Origin of the sequence: Pseudonocardia parietis (genome assembly GCF_017876315.1) — a bacterium.
Classification (GTDB): domain Bacteria; phylum Actinomycetota; class Actinomycetes; order Mycobacteriales; family Pseudonocardiaceae; genus Pseudonocardia; species Pseudonocardia parietis.
In genome coordinates this window covers 2,053,903-2,074,186 of record NZ_JAGINU010000001.1, presented here as the reverse complement: position 1 = coordinate 2,074,186, position 20,284 = coordinate 2,053,903, and the positions used below count along the sequence as shown (strand labels likewise).

Annotated in this window: 21 protein-coding genes; 7 read left to right on the top strand and 14 right to left on the bottom strand. The window is 74.1% G+C overall.

What is annotated here, in order from left to right:
• Nucleotide 1: 1 nt before the first annotated feature.
• The 5 genes from JOF36_RS09785 to JOF36_RS09765 form a co-directional block, all read right to left on the bottom strand.
• Complete coding sequence (locus JOF36_RS09785) at nt 2-1,210, bottom strand: cysteine desulfurase family protein (protein WP_210026307.1); 1,209 nt, start codon at nt 1,208-1,210, stop codon at nt 2-4.
• A gap of 59 nt (nt 1,211-1,269) precedes the next feature.
• Nucleotides 1,270-2,304, bottom strand: coding sequence for a lysophospholipid acyltransferase family protein (locus JOF36_RS09780; RefSeq protein ID WP_210026306.1), 1,035 nt, complete (start codon nt 2,302-2,304; stop codon nt 1,270-1,272).
• Nucleotides 2,301-3,089, bottom strand: a complete 789-nt coding sequence (locus JOF36_RS09775) for a GNAT family N-acetyltransferase (protein ID WP_372447372.1) — start codon at nt 3,087-3,089, stop codon at nt 2,301-2,303. The genes JOF36_RS09780 and JOF36_RS09775 overlap by 4 nt, the downstream gene beginning before the upstream one ends.
• Before the next feature lie 191 nt (nt 3,090-3,280).
• On the bottom strand, nt 3,281-4,228 hold the full coding sequence (locus tag JOF36_RS09770) for an electron transfer flavoprotein subunit alpha/FixB family protein (RefSeq protein ID WP_210026305.1): 948 nt from the start codon (nt 4,226-4,228) through the stop codon (nt 3,281-3,283).
• 51 nt (nt 4,229-4,279) lie between these two features.
• Complete coding sequence (locus JOF36_RS09765) at nt 4,280-5,065, bottom strand: electron transfer flavoprotein subunit beta/FixA family protein (protein ID WP_210026303.1); 786 nt, start codon at nt 5,063-5,065, stop codon at nt 4,280-4,282.
• Nucleotides 5,066-5,459: 394 nt separating this feature from the next.
• Between JOF36_RS09765 and JOF36_RS09760 the strand changes: the two genes are divergently transcribed.
• A complete protein-coding gene (locus JOF36_RS09760; RefSeq protein ID WP_210026301.1) occupies nt 5,460-5,750 on the top strand; it encodes a hypothetical protein in 291 nt (96 codons plus the stop codon).
• A 10-nt stretch (nt 5,751-5,760) separates the two neighbouring features.
• On the opposite strand, the gene JOF36_RS09755 is transcribed toward JOF36_RS09760, so the two are convergent.
• Nucleotides 5,761-6,036, bottom strand: coding sequence for a hypothetical protein (locus tag JOF36_RS09755; protein WP_210026299.1), 276 nt, complete (start codon nt 6,034-6,036; stop codon nt 5,761-5,763).
• 145 nt (nt 6,037-6,181) lie between these two features.
• On the opposite strand from JOF36_RS09755, the gene JOF36_RS09750 reads away from it, so the two are divergent.
• Genes JOF36_RS09750 through JOF36_RS09740 form a run of 3 tightly spaced genes read left to right on the top strand, consistent with a single transcriptional unit; the run spans nt 6,182 to nt 9,764 of the window.
• A complete protein-coding gene (locus JOF36_RS09750) occupies nt 6,182-6,925 on the top strand; it encodes a class I SAM-dependent methyltransferase (RefSeq protein WP_307862291.1) in 744 nt (247 codons plus the stop codon).
• On the top strand, nt 6,922-8,457 hold the full coding sequence (locus JOF36_RS09745; protein ID WP_210026297.1) for a 1,4-alpha-glucan branching protein domain-containing protein: 1,536 nt from the start codon (nt 6,922-6,924) through the stop codon (nt 8,455-8,457). Before JOF36_RS09750 ends, JOF36_RS09745 begins: the two co-directional genes overlap by 4 nt.
• A gap of 56 nt (nt 8,458-8,513) precedes the next feature.
• Nucleotides 8,514-9,764: a glycosyltransferase family 4 protein gene (locus JOF36_RS09740; RefSeq protein WP_210026296.1), complete on the top strand. Its 1,251-nt coding sequence runs from the start codon at nt 8,514-8,516 to the stop codon at nt 9,762-9,764.
• 72 nt (nt 9,765-9,836) lie between these two features.
• On the opposite strand, the gene JOF36_RS09735 is transcribed toward JOF36_RS09740, so the two are convergent.
• The gene (locus JOF36_RS09735; protein WP_210026295.1) at nt 9,837-10,547 is read right to left on the bottom strand and encodes an acyltransferase; all 711 of its coding nucleotides are present in this window, start codon (nt 10,545-10,547) and stop codon (nt 9,837-9,839) included.
• 18 nt (nt 10,548-10,565) lie between these two features.
• On the opposite strand from JOF36_RS09735, the gene JOF36_RS09730 reads away from it, so the two are divergent.
• The gene (locus tag JOF36_RS09730; protein ID WP_210026294.1) at nt 10,566-10,805 is read left to right on the top strand and encodes a hypothetical protein; all 240 of its coding nucleotides are present in this window, start codon (nt 10,566-10,568) and stop codon (nt 10,803-10,805) included.
• 9 nt (nt 10,806-10,814) lie between these two features.
• Nucleotides 10,815-11,771, top strand: a complete 957-nt coding sequence (locus tag JOF36_RS09725; protein WP_210026293.1) for a nucleoside hydrolase — start codon at nt 10,815-10,817, stop codon at nt 11,769-11,771.
• On the opposite strand, the gene JOF36_RS09720 is transcribed toward JOF36_RS09725, so the two are convergent.
• From JOF36_RS09720 to JOF36_RS09695, 6 genes are all read right to left on the bottom strand, one after another.
• On the bottom strand, nt 11,744-12,361 hold the full coding sequence (locus tag JOF36_RS09720) for a response regulator transcription factor (RefSeq protein WP_210026292.1): 618 nt from the start codon (nt 12,359-12,361) through the stop codon (nt 11,744-11,746). The two genes, JOF36_RS09725 and JOF36_RS09720, sit on opposite strands and share 28 nt — an antisense overlap.
• Nucleotides 12,362-12,446: 85 nt before the next feature.
• Nucleotides 12,447-13,085: a response regulator gene (locus tag JOF36_RS09715; RefSeq protein WP_210035337.1), complete on the bottom strand. Its 639-nt coding sequence runs from the start codon at nt 13,083-13,085 to the stop codon at nt 12,447-12,449.
• Nucleotides 13,086-13,117: 32 nt separating this feature from the next.
• Nucleotides 13,118-14,302: a MacS family sensor histidine kinase gene (macS, locus tag JOF36_RS09710; RefSeq protein WP_210026291.1), complete on the bottom strand. Its 1,185-nt coding sequence runs from the start codon at nt 14,300-14,302 to the stop codon at nt 13,118-13,120.
• Nucleotides 14,303-14,309: 7 nt separating this feature from the next.
• The gene (locus tag JOF36_RS09705) at nt 14,310-15,266 is read right to left on the bottom strand and encodes a class I SAM-dependent methyltransferase (protein ID WP_210026290.1); all 957 of its coding nucleotides are present in this window, start codon (nt 15,264-15,266) and stop codon (nt 14,310-14,312) included.
• Nucleotides 15,267-15,302: 36 nt separating this feature from the next.
• Entirely contained in the window at nt 15,303-16,082 is a 780-nt protein-coding gene (locus tag JOF36_RS09700; RefSeq protein WP_210026289.1) for an enoyl-CoA hydratase/isomerase family protein, read from the bottom strand.
• A 58-nt stretch (nt 16,083-16,140) separates the two neighbouring features.
• Nucleotides 16,141-16,911 (bottom strand): ABC transporter ATP-binding protein, encoded by a 771-nt coding sequence (locus tag JOF36_RS09695; RefSeq protein WP_210026288.1) that lies wholly within the window; start codon nt 16,909-16,911, stop codon nt 16,141-16,143.
• A gap of 88 nt (nt 16,912-16,999) precedes the next feature.
• Between JOF36_RS09695 and glgX the strand changes: the two genes are divergently transcribed.
• Complete coding sequence (glgX, locus tag JOF36_RS09690) at nt 17,000-19,021, top strand: glycogen debranching protein GlgX (protein WP_210026286.1); 2,022 nt, start codon at nt 17,000-17,002, stop codon at nt 19,019-19,021.
• A gap of 12 nt (nt 19,022-19,033) precedes the next feature.
• On the opposite strand, the gene JOF36_RS09685 is transcribed toward glgX, so the two are convergent.
• Nucleotides 19,034-20,206 carry a globin domain-containing protein gene (locus tag JOF36_RS09685; protein WP_210026285.1) on the bottom strand — a complete coding sequence of 391 codons (1,173 nt, stop codon included), beginning with the start codon at nt 20,204-20,206 and terminating at the stop codon, nt 19,034-19,036.
• Between the last annotated feature and the right edge of the window lie 78 nt (nt 20,207-20,284).

Genomic DNA, 20,284 nt, shown 5'->3' with positions numbered 1-20,284 from the left:
CTCAGCCCGTCACCGTTGCGGGGGCGCCACGGCCTGCTCGCCGCGCGCGCTCCACGACCGAGGCGATCGCCCCGGAGAGCGCGACCGCGTCCTCACGGGTGCTGGTGTGCCCCAGTGAGAACCGCAGCGAGCCGCGGGCGGTGGACTCGTCGGCGCCCATCGCGAGCAGCACGTGGCTGGGCTGCGCGACGCCCGCGGTGCACGCGGAACCGGTCGAGCAGTCGATGCCGTTCGCGTCGAGCAGCATCAGCAGGCTGTCGCCCTCGCACCCCGGGAACGACAGGTGCGCGTTGCCGGGCAGCCGCCCCGGGCCGCCGTCCAGCCGGGAGTCCAGGGCGTCGCCGTTGACGACGGCGTCGGGCACCTCGGCGCGGACGGCCCGGACCAGCTCGTCGCGCAGCGCGGCCAGCTCGACCCGGCGGTGCGGGGCGGTCGCGACCGACTCGGTGACCGCGGTGGACAGCCCGACCAGCGACGGCACGTCGAGCGTGCCGGACCGGACGTCACGCTCCTGGCCACCGCCGTGCAGCAGCGGGGTGCAGTCGACGTCGCGCCCGAGCAGCAGCGCGCCCGCGCCGTACGGGCCGCCGAGCTTGTGCCCGGTGAGGGTGAGCGCGTCGGCGCCGGACGCGGCGAAGTCGACGTCGAGGATCCCGACGGCCTGCACCGCATCGGTGTGGAACGGGACGCCGAACTCGTGCGCCACCGCGGCCAGCTCGCGCACCGGGTTGACCGTGCCGACCTCGTTGTTCGCCCACATCACCGAGACCAGGGCGTTCCCGTCCGGGTCCTCGGCGAGCGCGGCGCGCAGCGTCTCCGGGCGGACCCGGCCCGCCGCGTCGACGTCGAGCACTCGCAGCCCGGCGCCCTCGTGCGCGACCAGCCATTCGGCGGCGTCGAGCACCGCGTGGTGCTCGACCGAGGACACCAGTACCCGGGTACGGCGGGGATCGGCGGTGCGGCGCGCCCAGAACAGGCCCTTGACGGCGAGGTTGTCGCTCTCGGTGCCACCGGTGGTGAACACGACCTCGGACGGGCGCGCACCGGTCGCCTCGGCGATCCGCTCGCGGCCCTCCTCGACCTCGCGCCGGGCCCGCCGGCCCGACGAGTGCAGCGACGACGCGTTGCCGGTGCGGCCGAGCGCGTCGCTCATCGCGGCGACGGCGGCGGGCAGCATCGGAGTGGTCGCCGCATGGTCCAGGTACGTCATCGGTCTCCAGGGTAATCCCCGTCGTGTGCGACCGGTTCGCTCACCCGTACCCGAGCGTGCTAACGACCGTGCCGGACGCGTTCCCGGGCTCGTGCGGCGAGCGCCCGCCGGTCGTCCGGACCCGGTTCGATCAGCTCCCCCACGACGACCTCGCAGACCAGTCCGGGCAACCGCAGCACCCGGCCGACAGTGTCGCCCAGGGTCTGCTCGCCGACGAACGCGGCGGCGGTGGTCGGGCGGCCGTCCGGGGTCAGGAGCGTGACCGTCACCGGGCGGACGGGGGCGCCGGCGTCGATCGCGGCCTGGAACGGTGCCCGCCGGTAGGGGCCGCCCGCGGCGCCGCACCAGGTCGTCGCCTCCGGGAAGACCCCGACCAGTGCCCCGGCCCGCAGCGCCGCCGCGGTCGCGGCGATCGTGCCCGGCAGCCGGGACAGGCCCTCCCGGTGCACGAACAGGGTGCCGGTCCGGGCGGCGAGCGCCCCGATCAGCGGCCAGTCCCGCACTTCGCGCTTGGCGAGCATGGCGACCGGGCCGACCGCGCCGAGGGCGGGGACGTCGATCCAGGACGTGTGGTCGGCGACGACGAGCACGCCCCGCCCGTCCGGCGGCGCGAGCGGTCCGCCGTGCACGACCAGCCGCACCCCCGCCGCGGCGAGCACGGCGCGGTGCAGGGCGCGCAGCACCGCGCCGAACACCCGGGCGCCCAGCAGCGCGGCGGCGGGGACCCCGGCCGCGGCGACGGCGAGCACCCCGAGCAGGACGACGGTCCGGCGCGCCAGGCGCCACCACCCGGTCGCCGACCGGCCCGGCAGGCACTCCCGCGGGGTGCAGGGCGACCAGGTCGCCCACGGGCCACCGGGACGCTCCGACGCGGGCGGGACGGCCGGGTGCGTGGGGTGGTCGATCTCCGGACCGGCCGGGGCACGCAGCGGGGGGTGCGTGGCGGTGCGCAGAGCAGAGCGACCGGTGTCCGGATCGGGGTGGTGCGCCGGGGTGAGCAGAGCAAAGCGCCGCCGGAACAGGCCCCGCTCGCGGCCCGCCGGCGCGGGGTCACCGGCGACCGGGCCGGGTTCCGGGCCGGCCGCGAGCGTCATGTCGCCGTCCCTGCTGCCGCCCCCGGCCCGGCCGCGTCACCGAGGAAGAACCGCAGGTAGCGCCGGTCGAGGTGATCCATCCCGAGCAGGACGGGGAAGTCGGCGACGCCGAAGTCCGGGTCGTGCGCGGGCGGCCCGCACACCCGGGCACCCAGGCGCAGATACCCGCGCAGCAGCGGCGGCATCGTCGTGGTCCGGTGCAGCGGCGCGGAGGCCGGGTCCCAGGCGCGGTGCGGGGCGGTGCGGTACTCCTCGGGCGCGAGGTGCCGGGCCCGCACGGTGTCCCAGACACCCGCGGCCAGGAGGCCGCCGTCGGCGAGCGGCACGCTGGCGCACCCGATCAGCCAGCGGTACCCGGTCAGCAGCATGTAGCGGGCGATCCCGGCCCAGACGAGCCCGACGACGGCGCCGGCCCGGTGGTCGGGGTGCACGCAGGAGCGTCCGGTCTCCACCAGCGTGGGGCGCAGCGGATCGAGCCGGGTCAGGTCGAACTCGTCGTCGGCGTAGAGCCCGCCCGCCGCGCGGGCACGCTGCGGCGGGAGCATCCGGTAGGTGCCGACGATCTCGCCGGTCGCGTCCTCCCGGACGACGAGGTGGTCGCAGAACTCGTCGAAGCGGTCCGTGTCGTGGCCGGGCACCGGGGTGTCCAGCGTGGCGCCGAGCTCGCCGGCGAACACCCGGTGGCGCAGGGCCTGGGCCGCGGCGACGTCGACGGCGTCGGTCGTGAGCAACAGGGAGTACCGCCGGGCCGCGGTCTCCGGTGTCGAGACGATCACCTGGTTCACGCGGGTGTTGGTACCGGGCTCCTGCGACGCCCGGACGGTTCCGCGACGACCCGGCGATGGCGCGCGGGTGAACGCGTGCCCACACTCGCTGCGGGGTGTCGTCGCAGGTAGAACGAGGTGAACGGCGCCGCCACACACGACGACGCCCGGGTGCACGGTGGCACCCGGGCGTCGTACGGCGAGATCGAGCGTCAGCTCTTGCGCTTGGTGACCTCGTCCTGCAGCTGCGGCGCGACCTTGAACAGGTCACCGACGATGCCGAAGTCGGCGACCTCGAAGATCGGCGCCTCCTCGTCCTTGTTCACCGCGACGATCGTCTTCGACGTCTGCATCCCGGCCCGGTGCTGGATCGCACCCGAGATACCCAGGGCGATGTAGAGCTGCGGCGACACCGACTTGCCGGTCTGCCCGACCTGGAACTGCGGCGGGTAGTAGCCCGAGTCCACCGCGGCACGCGAGGCACCGACCGCGGCACCGAGCGAGTCCGCGAGGCCCTCGACGACGGAGAAGTCGTCGGCCGACCCCACACCACGCCCACCGGAGACGATCACGGTCGCCTCGGTCAGGTCCGGGCGCGACCCGCCCTGCAGCGGCTCACGGCCGGTCACGGTGGCCTGGCGCCCGGCCGCGGCCGGAACCTCCACGCTCTCGCGGGCACCGGCACCGGCCGACGCCTCGATGTCGATCGCACCCGGGCGCACCGTGATCACCGGGTGCCCGGTGGTCGCCTTGGCCTCGGCGGTGTAGGCACCACCGAAGATCGAGTGCGACACCCCGTCGGCGCCGATGCCGACCACGTCGGACAGCAGGCCCGACCCGGTCCGCACGGCCAGCCGCCCGGCGGTCTCCTTACCGTTGGCCGACGCCGAGATCAGAACCCCGGCCGGGCCCACCGACCCGATCAGCGACTCCAGCACCCCCACCTCGGGGGACAGGAAATCGGTCGAGTCGGTCTCGGCGACGTAGATCTTCTCCGCGCCGTTCTCGGCCAGCCCGTCGGCCAGCTTGTCCGCCACACCGGCGGCACCCACCACCACCGCCGACGGCTCACCCAGTGCGCGGGCGGCGGTCAGCAGCTCGTACGTCGTCTTCTTGATCTGCCCGTCGACGTGGTCGACGAGAACCAGAACCTCAGCCATGAGTCGAATCTCCTAGAAAGGGCGAAGTGGTTGTCGAACCGTTGACAGGGCTCAGATCAGCTTCTGACCGACCAGGAACTCGGCGATCTTCGCGCCGCCGTCGCCCTCGTCGGTGACCTTCTCCCCGGCCTGCTTCGGCGGCTTCGGCGCCGACGACGTCACCGTCACCAGCGCGTTGCCCAGACCGACCTCCGAGGCGTCGATCCCCGCACCCGCCAGGTCCAGGCTGGTCACCGGCTTCTTCTTCGCCGCCATGATCCCCTTGAACGAGGGGTAGCGCGGCTCGTTCGACTTCTCCCCGACCGACACCACCGCCGGCAGCTGGGCCGACAGGTGCGTCACACCGTCGTCGGTCTCCCGCTTCACCGTCACCGTCGACCCCGACACCGACAGCTCGTTGGCGTGGGTCAGAGCCGGCACGCCCAGCAGGTCCGCGATCATCGCCGGCACCGCGGCGACCTGGCCGTCCGACGCCGAGTTACCGGCGACCACCAGGTCCCAGCCCTCGACGGTGCCGATCAGCTTGGTCAACGCACGAGCGGTCTGCACCGCGCACGAGCCGTGGATCGCCTCGTCCGACAGATGCACCGCCGCGTCCGCGCCCATCGACAGCGCCTTGCGGATGGCGTCCGTGGCCCGGTCCGGGCCCATGCACACCACGACCACCTCGCCGTCACCGGCAGCCTCCTTCAACTGGAGGGACTGCTCCACGGCGCGCTCGTTGATCTCGTCGATGACCGCCTCGGTGCCCTCCCGGTCGAGGGTGTGGTCGGAGTCGGACAGCTTCCGCTCCGAGTAGGTGTCGGCCACCTGCTTCACCAGGGTCACGATCTTCATAGGACCTTTTCGACCTCCTGCCGCGGCGGCCTGCGCCCACGCGCACACCGCGTCGTCCGTTCGCGGGCCGGGTCCGGTCGTCCGGTCCGGTCCGCCTCGCGTCACCGTGACGGTGCAGCGCCGCGCGCTCTGCCGAGCGGGGGTGGGCCGCGGCGTCGCGCCCGTCGTGTAGCTGATGACTCTGCCAGCGTCGTACCCTAATGGCACGCCGTGCCACTGTGACGTTCATTGTTACCAGCGGGTAGCAACGTGGCAAACGCTGATGCCCGGTGACGGTACTCACGAGCGGGACTCATCCACGCCCGGTACGCACGACGTCACACCTCGTTCCCCCGAGACGAGGGCCGGATTTCGCTACGGTCGGCACCTCGCGCACCGGCAGAAGGGAGCCGCCGTGCAGGTGACGGGGTTCGACGACCGTCTGGGGACCGGCTACGTGGTGAGCACGAGCCCACACGCGGACGAGGACGTGCCGGGCAGCCGGACCGTCCGGCACGACGGGGTGACGATCCGCGCCACCGAGGGCCTCGCGGCGATGCTCGAGGACGCGCTGGCGCACCGGCCGACCACCCGGCTGGGGTGGGGCGGGCCCGAGGTGCCGCTGACGCTGGAGGACGCCACGCTCCTGGCGTGGCTGCGCAATGACGTCGGCGGCGTGGTGACGATCGTGGGTGACCCGGGCTGACCCGCCGGGCTCAGCCGGCCCGCCGGTGACGGCCACCGCGCCGCTGCACCCCCGGGGCGGTCGCGGGGCTCTCCGGGCGGCGGTGGGCGCCGGCGGCAGTGGCGGTCGCAGTGGCGGTGGCGGCACGGGCGGGGAGCATCGCCTGGAGCATCTCCCGCAGTCCCCGGTCGTCCATCCCCTGCAGCGGCAGGTCCTGGCCGCCGAGAACACCGGAGACCAGCCACGACCCGGTCCGGCCGGTGATCGTGAGGGTCAGCGTCTCCTCGTCGGTGACCGTCTCACGCATGCTCGCAGACCTCCTCGCCGTCGGGGACTCCCGCTGGGATGACGTTCGGGCAGGGTGTGGAGTTGCCCGGATGATCCGGATTTCCGGGTATCCGCACCGGGACCGGGTTCCCGGCCGTGCGGGGCGTCGTGATGGAGTCGGGCCCGTGACCAGCAGCCTGCCCCTCACCGGTGAGCGAACCGTCCCGGGCATCTCGCACGAGAACTACTGGTTCCGCCGGCACGAGGTCGTCTACGCGGCGATCGCCGCCGACTGCTCCGGCGCCACGGTGCTCGAGGCAGGCTGCGGTGAGGGCTACGGCGCCGACCTGCTGGCCGGGACCGCGCGCCGGGTGCTGGCGCTGGACTACGACGCGCCGACGGTCGAGCACGTCCGGGGACGTTACCCGAGGGTGGACGTGGCACGCGCGAACCTGGTGGCGCTGCCGGCATCCGACGCGAGCGCCGACGTGGTGGTCTCGTTGCAGGTCATCGAGCACCTGTGGGAGCAGGAACGGTTCCTCGGTGAGTGTCGCCGCGTGGTGCGTCCCGGCGGGACCCTGATGATCTCGACGCCGAACCGGATCACCTTCTCCCCGGGCCGCGACACACCGTTGAACCCGTTCCACACCCGCGAGCTCGACCCGCGCGAGCTGGCCGGTCTGGTGCACGACGCCGGGTTCGACCACGTCGTCGTCCGCGGGCTGCACCACGGGCCGCGGCTGCGGGCGATGGACGAGCGGCACGGCGGGCTGATCGAGGCGCAGACCCGGCTGGCCCTGTCCGGTGAGCCGTGGCCGCCGGAGCTGGCCGCGGACGTCGCCGTCGTCCGGTCCTCGGACTTCGAGCTGCACGACCGCGATCTCGACGGCTCGCTCGACCTGCTCGTCACGGCGGTCCGGCCCCAGTGACGGCGACGGGGACGGGGACGGTCGGGACGTTCTGCCTGGTCCTGCACTCGCACCTGCCGCTGCTCGCCCGGCACGGACGCTGGCCGGTCGGCGAGGAGTGGCTCTACCAGTCGTGGGCGCACTCGTACCTCCCGGTGGTGGCGACGCTGCGCGAGCTCGCCGCCGAGGGACGCGGCCAGCTCGCCACCCTCGGTGTCACACCGATCCTCGCCGCCCAGCTCGACGACCCGTACTGCCTGCGCGGGATGCACGACTGGCTGGGCGACTGGACGTTGCGGGCGCACTCGGCGGCGACCCGGCTGCCGGACCTCGCCGCGCACGAGCACCGGGTCTCGACGGCCGCGACCGCGGAGTTCGAGGCGCACTGGCGCCACGGCGGCTCCCCCGCACTGCGTGCGCTGCGCGACTCCGGTGCGGTCGAGCTGCTCGGCGGGCCGGCCGCGCACCCGTTCCAGCCGCTGCTCACCCCCCGGGTCCGGGCCTTCTCGCTGCGGGCCGGCCTGGACGACCAGGCGCTGCGGCTCGGCGCGCGCCCGGCCGGGATCTGGGCACCGGAGTGCGGCTACGCGCCGGGGATGGAGCACGACTACGCCGACGCGGGCGTGCGCCGGTTCCTCGTCGACGGGCCCGCGCTGCGCGGGGACTCCGCGCTCGCCCGCCCGGTCGGCACCTCCGACGTGCTCTGCGTGGGCCGGGACCTGGAGGTCACCTACCGGGTGTGGTCGCCGCGCAAGGGCTACCCCGGTTCCGCCGAGTACCGCGACTTCCACACCTGGGACCACCCGTCGGGCCTGAAGCCGGCCCGGGTCACCGGCCGCCGGGTGCCGTCGGAACGCAAGGAGCCCTACGCGCCGGCCCTCGCGCAGCACGCCGTCGAGCGGGACGCGCGGGACTTCGTCGACACCGTCGTGGCCCGGCTCCGTGCGCTGCGCGGGTCCACCGGGCGGCCCGCGCTGACCGTGGCCGCGTTCGACACCGAGCTGTTCGGGCACTGGTGGCACGAGGGGCCGGCCTGGCTCGCGGCGGTGCTGCGGCTGCTGCCCGAGGCCGGGGTCGCCGTCCGGACGCTCGGCGGGGCGATCGACGACGGCCTGGTCGGCGACCCGGTGACACTGCCGGAGTGTTCGTGGGGGTCCGGGAAGGACTGGCAGGTCTGGGCCGGACCGCAGGTCGCCGACTTCGTGGCACGGGGCGGCGACGTCCAGCGCGACCTCCTGTCCGCTGTGGACACGGTGCCGGCCGGAGGGGGCCCGTCGCTGCGCCCGGACGTCCGGGACCCGCTCGCGGACCTGCTGGTCGACCAGGCCCTGCACGCGCTGTCCAGCGACTGGGCATTCATGGTCACCAAGGACTCCGCCGCCGAGTACGCCCGATCCCGCGCCACGACGCACGCCGGCCGGGTCGCCGAGCTCTCCGGGCTGCTGCGGGAGGGGCGCCGGCGCGCCGCGCAGCGCCGGGTCGCGCACTGGACGGATGCACCCGTACCGACCTTCGGCCACGTCGACGCGCGGGACCTCGCCCGCCCGGCCTGACCACCCGTGCACTACCCGGCGGTAACCAGAGGGCCGGCGTTTGCCAGTATCGGACGATGCGGGTGCTGATGGTCAGCTGGGAGTTCCCGCCGGTCGTCGTCGGCGGGCTGGGCCGGCACGTGCACGCCCTGGCCCGCGAGCTGGTCGTGGCCGGGCACGACGTCGTCGTACTCTCCCGGGCACCCACCGGAACCGACGCCGGCACCCACCCCACGGTCGAGGAGACCGTCGACGGCGTGCGGGTGCTGCGGGTCGCGGAGGACCCGCCACACCTGGAGTTCTCGAGCGACCTCGTCGCCTGGACGCTCGGGATGGGGCACGCGCTGCTGCGGCACGCGCTCACCGGCCTGCTCCCGGGCTGGCGCCCGGACGTCGTCCACGCCCACGACTGGCTCGTCGCACACCCCGCGATCACGCTGGCCGACGTCCTCGGCGTGCCGCTGGTCGCGACCCTGCACGCGACCGAGGCCGGCCGGCACTCCGGCTGGCTGCCGGGCCCGATGAACCGGCAGGTGCACTCCACCGAGTGGTGGCTGGCGCAGCGGGCCGACGAGGTGATCACCTGCTCGTCGGCGATGCGTGCTGAGGTGGCGACGCTGTACGACCTCGAACCCGGCGCGGTCCACGTGGTGCACAACGGCATCGACCCCGGGCGCTGGCGGGCCCGTGCCCGGGCTGCGCCGCCGCCGTCCGGCCGCACCGGGCCACGGCTCGTCTACTTCGGACGGCTGGAGTACGAGAAGGGTGTCCAGGACCTGATCGCGGCGCTGCCCCGGATCCGGCGCCGGCACCGAGGGACGCGGCTGCTCGTCGCCGGGAGCGGCACCCAGCAGGAGATGCTGGAGGCGCGCGCCACCGAGCACCGGGTCAAGCGCTCGGTCGACTTCCTCGGACACCTGCCCGACGCTGAGCTGACCGCGCTGCTGCAGGCCGCGGCCGCGGTCGTGCTGCCGAGCCGGTACGAGCCGTTCGGGATCGTCGCGCTGGAGGCCGCGGCGGTCGGGGCGACGCTCGTCGCCTCCACGGCGGGCGGGCTCGGTGAGCTCGTGCGCGACGGCGAGACCGGGCTCGGCTTCGCGCCCGGGGACGTGCCGGGTATCGCCGACGCCGTCGACCGCGCCCTGTCCGATCCGCGGGCCTCGCGGCGCCGGGCCCGGGCCGCGCGGGCCCGGCTGCGCACCGACTTCGCCTGGCCGGTGATCGCCGCGCGGACCGCCGAGGTCTACCGCGACGCCCGCGCCCGGGTACCGCAGGCCGTTCCCCGCCCGAAGATCCCCACCGGCAACCTGTTCGACCGGACCCGCTGACCCCGCCGCCGGACAGCGACCCGGGCGGACTCAGCCGTGGTCCAGGAGTGCACAGCCGTGGTCCAGGAGTGCTCAGCCGTGGTCCAGGCGGGCACGCAGCGCGTGGTCGGCCTTGCGCGCCATGTCCACGACGGCGGCACGCTCGGCGGCGGCGGCCTCGTAGTCGGCCCGGCGGTCCCGGACCACCCGCGCCGGTGTCCCGACGGCGATCGAGTCGGCGGGGATGTCCCCCCGGGCGACCGCGTGCGCCCCGAGCACCACACCGGGGCCGATCCGGGTGCCGCGCAGCACCGAGGTCTTCACACCCAGCCAGCAGCCCTCGCCGATCCGCACCGGCGACTTCACGATGCCCTGGTCCTTGATCGGCCGGTGCACGTCGTCGGTGCGGTGGTCGAAGTCGGTGACGTACACCCAGTCCGCGACCAGCGTCGTCGCGCCCACCTCGACGTCGAGGTAGCAGTTCAGCGTGTTGTTGCGGCCGAAGACCACCTTGTCGCCGATGCGCATCGAGCCCTCGTGGCAGCGCAGCGCCGTGCCGTCACCGACGTGCACCCAGCGACCGATCTCCAGACGCCCGAGACCGGGGCGGGCCTCGATCGTCACGCCCTTACCGAGGAAGACCATGCCGCGCAGCACGACGTGCGGGTGTCGCAGCCGCAGGACCAGCAGCCGCCAGTACCGCAGCAGGTACCACGGCGTGAACGCGCGGTGGCGCAGGATCCAGCGCAGCGAGGACGTCGTGACCAGCCGGGCCTGCTCCGGATCGGGCTGCTGCGATCGCACGTCACCGACCCTAGGCGTGTGCCCGTGCCGTTCCGCGGGTACCTGCCCCGCATGACCGAGCATCGCGAGCCCGACGGCGGGTTCGACATCGGGACCGACGAGCTGACCTCCGGCGGCGGCGCGGGCACCGTGCGCGACGACCGCGACCACGCGGGCAACCCCCGCCCGGCCGGGTCCACCGACGACGCCGGCGCCACCGAGGCCGCCGCCCGCGAGCTGGACGCCGAGAACGACGACGAGCCCACCCGCAGCGAATAGGCTGCGGCGGTGCCCGCACGCCCGCTGATCATCGACACCGACCCGGGCGTGGACGACGCCGTCGCGCTCGTGCTGGCCCTGCGCAGCCCGGAGGTGGACGTCCGGGCGGTCGTCGCGGCGTTCGGCAACGTCGGGCCCGAGCGCACGCTGGACAACGCCGGGCGGATCCTGGCCCTCGCCGGGCGCGAGGACGTGCCGCTCGGCGCCGGCGCGGAGCAGCCGCTGGTGCACCGGCGTGCGCTGCGCGCCGGCCACGTGCACGGCGACGACGGCCTCGGCGGGCGTGCGGCGCACCTGCCCGAGCCGGTCGCGCCGCACCCCGGTTCCGGGATCGCGTTGATGGCCCGCGTGCTGGAGGAGACCCGCGAGCCGGTCACGATCGCCTCGATCGGCCCGCTCACCGACACCGCGCTCCTGCTGGCGGCCCATCCCGGTCTGGCGGAGCGGATCGAGCGGATCGTCGTCATGGGCGGCGCGATCGGCGGTGGGAACATCACCGGCGCCGCGGAGTTCAACGTGCACGCCGACCCGGAGGCCGCGCACCGCGTCCTCACCCAGGACCGGGTCCCGGTCGCCCTGGTACCGCTCGAGACCACGCTCGGCTGCGCGGCCGGCCCGGAGTGGATCGCCGCGCTGACCGGCGCGGGGCCGGTGTGCGCCGAGCTCGCGGCGATGATCGCGCCCTACTACGGCTACTACCGGGACCGGTACGGCCGTGACGCCGTCGCCCTGCACGACGCGATCGCGCTGCTGGAATGCGTCGCCCCCGGCTCGCTCGCCGCGACGCCGATCCCGCTGGGCGTGGACACCGGGTTCGGGCCGGCCCGCGGCGCGACGGTCCCGTACCGGGCCCCGGACGCGACGACCCCGCCGGTCGACGTGCTGTCCGCGCCGGACGTCCCGGCCGTCCTCGACGCCGTCCTGGCGCGGCTGGCCGGTCAGGCGAGCCCGTGCTCGATCGCGTAGCGGACCAGCGCGCCGCGACCGGGCACGTCGAACTTGCGCAGCAGCCGCTGCACGTGGTTCTCCACGGTGCGCGGTGAGAGCACCAGCCGGGCGGCCACCTGCTTCGCGGTCAGCCCCTCGACGACCAGGCCCAGCACCTCGGACTCACGCGGGCTGAGCTCGGGTATCGCGGGCGTCGGCGTCACCACCGACTCCAGGACGACGGCGGCCAGCCCGGGCGAGAACGCGGGCCGTCCGGCAGCAGCGGCCTCGGCGATACCCGCCACCTCGGCCGGGTCCGTGGTCGTCGCGACGCCGGTGGCACCGGCCCGCACGGCATCGAGGACGAGGACGTGGTCGGCGTCCGGTGCGGCGACGGCGAGCACCGGGATCTGCGGGCTGCGCGCGAGCAGCGCGGCGATCACGGACAGGCCGGCCTCGCGCGGCCCGCCGAGGTCGACGAGCACCAGCGCCGGATCCGCCCGGGCGACGGCGGCGGCGACCGCCCCGGCCGGTCCGCGGGCGGTCCGGCCGACGACCTCCAGCTCTGCGGGCACCGGCGGATCCCCCACCACGACGACGGTGCTCCGCGCGGTCTGGTCGTCGTGCACGTGCCGGTCCCCCCGCTCCCCCGATGGCGCCGGACTCCGCCAGCCTGCCATCCCGAGCACCACATCGGACACATGCGGCCCCGGGTCAGTCCGCGAGGCCCTGCTCGATGGCGTAGCGGACGAGCTGGCTGCGGTTGTGCAGCTGCAGCTTGCGCAGGGTGTTCTGCACGTGGCTCTCGACGGTGCGGTGCGAGACGACGAGCTTCGCGGCGATCTGCTTGGCGGTCAGTCCCTTCGCGACCAGCCGCAGCACCTCGGTCTCCCGCTCGGTCAGCGCCGGTACGGCCGGCGAGCCGTCGGCGGGGGCCGGAGCCTCGGCCAGGCGCCGGTATTCCCCCAGCACCAGCCCGGCCAGCCCGGGGGTGAACACGGCGACCCCGCGCGCGGTGCGCCGGATCGCGTCGAGCAGCTCGTCGACCCCGGCCGACTTCACCAGGTAGCCGAGCGCACCCGCCTTCACCGCCTCCAGCACGTCCGCGTGCTCACCGGACGCCGACAGCACCAGCACCCGGCTGTCCGGGCTCTTTTGCCCGATCTCGGCGATCGCGTCCACACCGGACGTCGGGCCCAGGTTGAGGTCCATCAGCACGACGTCCGGGCGGACGGCGGTCGCGATCCGGACCGCGGCCGGGGCGTCCGGTGCGGTCGCGACGACGTCGAGCCCGCGCTCGGTCAGGTCCCGGGCCACGCCCTCGCGCCAGATCGGGTGGTCGTCGACCACCATCACCCGGACCGGGCTCTCGCTGCTCTGCTCGGTCACGTCTGCCCCCGTTCGAGTCCGATGACCCATTCAGTCCCGATCTCCGGCCCGGTGTCCAGCCTCAGCGTCCCGCCGATCTCCTCGATCCGGCCGCGGATCGAGCGGGATACCCCCAGCCGGCCCTGCGCCTCGGCCTCGGCGAGCCGGCCCACGGGGATGCCGGGGCCGTCGTCCCGGACGCTGACCTCCAGGGCGCCGGGCAGCTCCTCCACCAGCACCCAGGCCCGGGCCCCGGGCCCGGCGTGCTGGGCGACGTTCGCCAGCGCCGCCCGCACCGCGCCCTCCACCTCGTCGACCACCGCCGCGTCGAACTCCACCGGACGGCCCGGCGCCGACACCGTCACCCGGTCCGAGGTGAGGAGACGCAGGGCGGCGCCCAGGTCGCGACGCCCGCGGGCGTCGGTCGTGCCGGGGCCTGCCAGCAGCGCGCGCAACGCGGTCTCCTGCTCGCCCGCGAGCACGCCCAGCTCGGCGGTGTCCCCGCCGATCTCGGCTCCGCGCCGCTGGACGTGCGCGAGGACCTGCAGGACGCCGTCGTGGATCGAGCGGGTGAGCCGCTCGCGCTCGGCGGCCGCGGCCTGCTCGGCGGTGAGACGTCGCAGCCGGGCCGCCGTGCGTTCCAGGACGTGCGAGGCGAAACCCACGGTGAGCCCGGCGAGCACCAGCAGCTGGATGTCGCCGAGCTCGAGGTCCCCGAACCGCTCCTTGGACAGCACGAGAGCCACCGAGACCACCAGTGCGGCGATCAGCCCGCCGCGGATCCGGAACGCGACGGCGCAGGCCAGCACCGCCCCGGAGGTCCAGATGGATCCCATGCCGGGGCCGCCGTCGTCCAGGTGGGCCTCGCGGACGATCCAGGGGGTGGTCGCCATGGTCGCGACACAGACGACGAGATCGGCCAGCGCGAGGCGGGCGCGCCCGTCCGGCCTCCCGGGCAGCCCGCCCAGGTAGCCCCAGGACGTGACGGCCGTCCACACCGTCATCACCAGCAGCACGCCGAGTGCCGCGAGCGGACGCTCGTAGCCGGTGGGCAGGTGGTACACCGTCACGCCGACGACGGTGAGCAGCGTCAGCAGCCGGTAGGCGATGACTCCGCGCCAGAACGGCTCCAGCGGGTGCTCCATGTCGACGAGTGTCGCGACCCTGGCCCGTGACCGGGCCCGTTCGGGCAGGCTCGTCACGGCGGCATCAGCGGGGCTTCGTGCCGGTGATCAGCGCGTTGTAGAACCAGCTGCGCGGCACGACCCGCGACAGCAGGTGCTCGTCCAGCCAGGACAGCCGCTGCCAGCCGTGATAGGCGAACATCGCCCAGCTCCAGCCGAGCTTGCCGTCGGGGACGGCGGCCTCGAACGTCCGCACCGGCCAGCCCAGCATCGCCGCGGAGAACTCCTCGGAGCTCGCCAGCGCTCCCTCGAACCCGGCCTCGCGGGCGGTGCGCTCCAGGTCGGCCGGGTCGAACGTGTGGATGTCCACGACGGACTCCAGCGCGGCCGCCCGGGACGACTCGTCGAGCTCGTGCTGCGGGCGCCGCCAGTCCTGCAGGGCGGGGAGCTTCGTCAGCGTCGTGGTGGCCTTCCACGTCCACTGGCCGAGCGTGCGCGCGTAGGCGTCGCCGACCGTCGTCGGCTCGCCGGCGAACACGAACCGGCCGCCCGGCTCCAGCACGCGGTACACCTCGCGCAGCGCGGCCTCGACGTCCGGGATGTGGTGCAGCACCGCGTGCCCGACGACCAGGTCGAAGCTGTCGTCCGGGAACGGGATGTGCTCACCGTCGACGACCCGGCCCTCGACGTCCAGGCCGAGGCCGGCCGCGTTGCGGGTCGCCGCCTCCACCATTCCCGGCGAGAGGTCGGTGACCACACCGCGGTCGGCCACCCCGGCCTGCATCAGGTTCAGCAGGAAGAACCCGGTGCCGCTGCCCAGCTCCAGCGCCCGCAGGTAGGGGCGTCCGTCCCACGGGGCGGCCGCCCGGAACCGGCCGACGGCGTAGTCGATGCAGCGCTCGTCGTAGCTGATCGACCACTTCTCGTCGTAGGTGCCCGCCTCCCAGTCGTGGTAGAGCACGTTGGCGAGTTTCGGGTCACGCCAGGCCGCCTCGACCTGCTCGGCGGTGGCGTGCGGAGTGGGCGCCGGGTCCGAACTCATGAGTAGGAGTCTGGCAGAACGGACCGCTCCGCTCCCTCAGCGGCCGGTGAACGCGGCCTTCCCGGGGCCGTTCTCCACGAACGACGCCATGCCGGTCTTCGCGTCGTCGCTCGCGAACACGCCGGCGAACAGCTCGGACTCGATGTCCAGGCCGGTGCGCAGGTCGGTGTCGAGGCCGTTGTCGATCGCCTTCTTCGCCGCCGCGTAGGCCAGCGCCGGACCGGCGGTGAACTGCTTCGCCCACTCGACCGCGCGGGTGTAGACCTCGTCGGCGGGTACGACCTCGTCGACCAGGCCGATCTCGAGGGCTTCGCCGGCCTTCACCATCCGCCCGGTGTAGACCAGGTCCTTGGTGCGCGGGGCACCGATCAGCCGCGCGGCGCGCTGGGTGCCGCCACCGCCCGGGAAGATGCCGAGCAGGATCTCCGGGAAGCCCAGCTTGGCGTTGTCACCGGCGATCCGGCGGTCCGCGCCGAGGGCGACCTCGAGCCCGCCGCCGAGCGCGTAACCGGTCACCGCGGCGACCGTCGGCTTCGGGATCGTCGAGATCGCGCCCAGGCCCGCGGAGAGCCTGCGGGCCTGCGGCGCCATGTCCGAGTAGGACATCGACGCCATCTCCTTGACGTCCGCACCGGCGGCGAACGTCTTCTCCCCGCCGTAGACGACGACGGCGCGCACGTCGGCACGGGTCGCGGCCTCGTCCGCCACCTCCAGGAGCTCCCCCTGGATCTGGCGGTTGAGAGCGTTCATCGGCGGGCGGTCGATCCGGATCGTCCCGACACCGGCGTCCACGGACAGGCTCACGAATTCGGTCACGCAGCGGACCCTAACCGCCACCCGGGGGACGCTGCGACGGCTCGGTGATCACATTCCTTCAGCGGCGGCGGTAGGCGGTGAACCGGCCCCCGGCACGACGCTCGACGGTCAGTGGCAGGCCGAAGGTCTCCGACAGCGGCTCGGCGGTCATGACGTCGTCGAGCAGGCCGGCCGCGACCACCTTCCCGTCGCGCAGCAGCATCCCGTGCGTGTAGCCGGGCGGGATCTCCTCCACGTGGTGGGTGACCAGCACCGACGCCGGCGCGTAGGGGTCCTCCGCCAGGTCCGACAGCCGCACGAGCAGGTCCTCGCGGCCCCCCAGGTCCAGTCCGGCGGCCGGCTCGTCGAGCAGCAGGAGCTCCGGGTCCGTCATCAGCGCGCGGGCGATCAGCGTGCGCTTGCGCTCGCCCTCGGACAGCGTCCCGTAGGCGCGGCCGGCGAGCGCTCCCATCCCGAGCTGGTCGAGCAGCTGGTACGCGCGGCCGGTGTCCTCGTTCTCGTACTCCTCGCGCCAGCGGCCGAGCACCCCGTACCCGGCGGAGACGACGACGTCGGACACCTTCTCGTCGCCGGGGATCCGGATGCCGAGGTTCGCCGAGGTCAGGCCGATCCGCGGGCGCAGCTCGAACACGTTGACCCGGCCCATCCGCTCGCCGAGCACGTACACGAGCCCGGAGGTCGGGTGCAGCTCGGCACCGGCCAGACGGAGCAGGGTGGTCTTACCGGCGCCGTTGGGGCCCAGCACCACCCAGCGCTCGTCGAGCTCGACCCGCCAGTCCACGGCGTCGAGCATCGTGGTGGTGCCGCGACGGGCGGTGGCACCGTCCATCCCGATCACGAGATCTTCGTCATCGACGGGTGTGACACCGGGCGCGGGCGAGGTTCGGGGCGAAGTCACCCCCCTATCCTGGCCGACCGTGCCTGTCTTCCCGCTCGGTGCCCACCCCGACGACCACGGAACCCGCTTCGCGGTCGCCTCGACCAGCGCGGAGATGGTCGAGGTCTGCCTGGTCGACGGCCCGGAGAACGGCGCCGTCGGGGCGTTCACCGAGCGCCGGGTCGAGCTGGCCGAGCACACCTTCGGCGTCTGGCACGGGCACGTACCCGGAGTGCGGCCCGGTCAGCGCTACGGCTACCGCGCGCACGGGCCGTACCGGCCGTTCGACGGGCTGCGGGCAAACCCGAACAAGCTGCTCGTCGACCCGTACGCGAAGCAGATCACCGGGACGGTGACCGATGTCGTCGCCGCCCGGGGCTGGCACGGCGACCCGATGTCCGGGCGGCCGAGCGCGGTCGACTCGCTGGGCTCGGTGCCGCTGTCGGTGGTGACCGCCACCGACCTCGCCCCCCGCCCGCCGCGACCGGACGTGCCCTGGTCGGAGACGGTGATCTCGGAGCTCCACGTCCGGGGCTGGACCCGGCTGCACCCGGAGGTCCCGGAGGCGCACCGCGGCACCTACCTCGGGCTGGCGCACCCCGCGGTGATCGCGCAGCTGCAGCGGGTCGGGATCACCGCCGTCGAGCTGCTGCCGGTCCAGGCCAGTGCGCCCGAGCCGTCGCTGCTGGAGCGGGGCGCGGCGAACTACTGGGGTTACGCCACGCTCGGGTTCCTGGCCCCGCACCCCGGATACGCCGCCGTGCCGGGCAACGAGATCGCCGAGTTCCGCTACCTCGTCGACACCCTGCACGCGGCCGGGATCGAGGTGATCCTCGACATCGTCCCCAACCACACCTGTGAGGGCGGGGTCGGCGGGACGACGCTGTCCTACCGCGGGCTGGACGCGCCGGCGTACTACTCGCTCGGCGGGTCCGGGTACGACGCCGACATCACCGGCACCGGCAACACCCTCGACGCCGGGTCGCCGACGGTGATCCGGCTGGTCTGCGACGCGATGCGGCACTGGGTGCACGCCTTCGGGGTCGACGGGTTCCGGATCGACCTCGCCTCGGTGCTCGGGCGGCCGCGGTCCGGTCCGTTCTCCCCGGACTCCGCGCTGCTGACCGCCATCGCCCAGGACCCGACCCTGTCGACCTGCAAGCTGATCGCCGAGCCGTGGGACGCGACCGGTGAGGGCTACCGGGTCGGCGGCTTCGGCGTCGCCTGGTCGGAGTGGAACGGCCGCTACCGCGACGCCGTCCGCGACTTCTGGCGCGGGCACGGCGGTATCGCGGAGCTCGCGTCCCGACTGACCGGCAGCTCCGACATCTACGGGCTGTCCGGGCGCCGGCCGTGGGCGTCGATCAACTTCGTGACCGCGCACGACGGCTTCACCCTGCGCGACCTCGTCTCCTACGAGCGCAAGCACAACGAGGGCAACGGCGAGAGCAACCGGGACGGCACCGACGACAACCGCTCGCAGAACCTCGGCGCCGAGGGCGAGACCGACGACGCGGGCATCCGCGCCGCCCGGCTCGCCACGGCACGGGCGATGATGGCGACCCTGCTGCTGTCGATCGGCACCCCGATGATCACCGGCGGGGACGAGCGCTGGCGCACCCAGGGCGGCAACAACAACGCCTACTGCCGTGACGACGAGACGTCCTGGGTGGACTGGACCGCCACCGACGAGACCGCGGCGATGGAGGCCTTCACGGCGAAGGTCGTCGCGCTGCGCCGGGAGTCGCCGGTGCTGCACCGCGACCAGTTCTACGTCGACGGCGAGGTCCTCTGGTGGGAGCCGTCCGGGCGCCCGATGCGGCCGGACGACTGGCACGACAGCGGCCGGCAGACCCTCGTGGTGCTGCTGGCGGACTACTGGATGCTGCTCCTGCACGCCGGGGATACGCCGGTGGACTGCCTGCTGCCGACCGAGCACGGCTTCGACCCGGTCCTGGACTCGACGACCGCCGACGGCGAGCCCGCCGACACCACACCGATCGAGCCCGGTGCGACGGTGGTGCTCCCGCCCCGCTCGGTACGCCTGCTGCGCAGCCGCTGAGCTCCTGCCGGGTCAGAACCCGGCCGGGGTGAACAGCTCGTAGTGGATGTCGGCGGCGGGCACGCCGCGGTCCCGCAGCTGGGTGCCGACCGCCTCGAGGAAGGCGGTGGGACCGCAGAGGTAGGCGACCGCCCCCTCGGGGATGTCGATGGTGCCGAGATCCACCAGGCCGGTCCGATCGGCAGGCCGGTCCTCCTGCGGGTGCTCGTACCAGACGTGCGCGGCGGCGTCGGGCAGCTTGGCGACGAGCTGTTCGAGGTCCGCGCGGAACGCGTGCGTGCTCTCGTCGCGATCACCGTGCACGACGACCACCCGGCGCGCGGAGGTGTCCGCCGCGAGGTCGCCGAGCATCCCGATCATCGGCGTGCACCCGATCCCGGCCGAGGCGAGCAGGACCGGGCGGTCGCTCACGTCGAGCACGACGTCACCGAACGGCGCGCTGATCCGCACGACGTCGCCCTCGGTGAGGTGCTGGTGCAGGTGACCGGACACCTCGCCGGCAGGCGGCCCGGCGAGCTTCTTGACGGCGAACTGCGCCGCATCGGTCCGGGTGCTGGTCAGGCTGTACTGGCGGATCTGATGGGCCCCGTCGGGCAGCTCGACCTGCACCGACACGTACTGGCCCGCACGGGCCCGCGGGATCGGGTGCCCGTCGACCGGCCGGGCCAGGACGGTGAGCACGTCCGCTGTCTCGGTGTAGCGCCCCACGACCCGGAACTCGCGCCAGGTGGTCCCGCCGGACACCCCCGCCTCGTCGCGGAGCCGGTCCTCGATCGCGCACAGGGTGTCCGCCATCAGCCAGTACACCTCGGTCCAGGCGTCGACGACGTCGTCGGTGGCGGCCTCACCGAGAACCTCCGCGATGGCTGCGAACAGATGCGTGTAGACGATCGGGTACTGGTCGCGGGTGATGCCCAGCGACGCGTGCTTGTGCGCGATGCGGTCGAGCAGCGCCTGCGGTGCCGCTCCCTCCTGCACCAGCACCGAGGCGAACGCAGCGACTGCACCGGCCAGCGCCCGCTGCTGCGTGCCGTTGGCCTGGTTGCCCCGGTTGAACAGATCGCGCAGCAGCTCCGGGTGCGCGGTGAAGAGCCGGCCGTAGAACACCGACGAGATCTCGCCGATGGCCTCGCCCACCGCGGGAAGGGTCGCGCGGACGGTGGCAGCGGACGTCTCGGACAGCATCAGGCCTCCAAATTGGTATCTGATATTCGTATTTTTCGGCACACTCCGGCCCTCCTGAGCACGGGCGGCCGGGTCTGC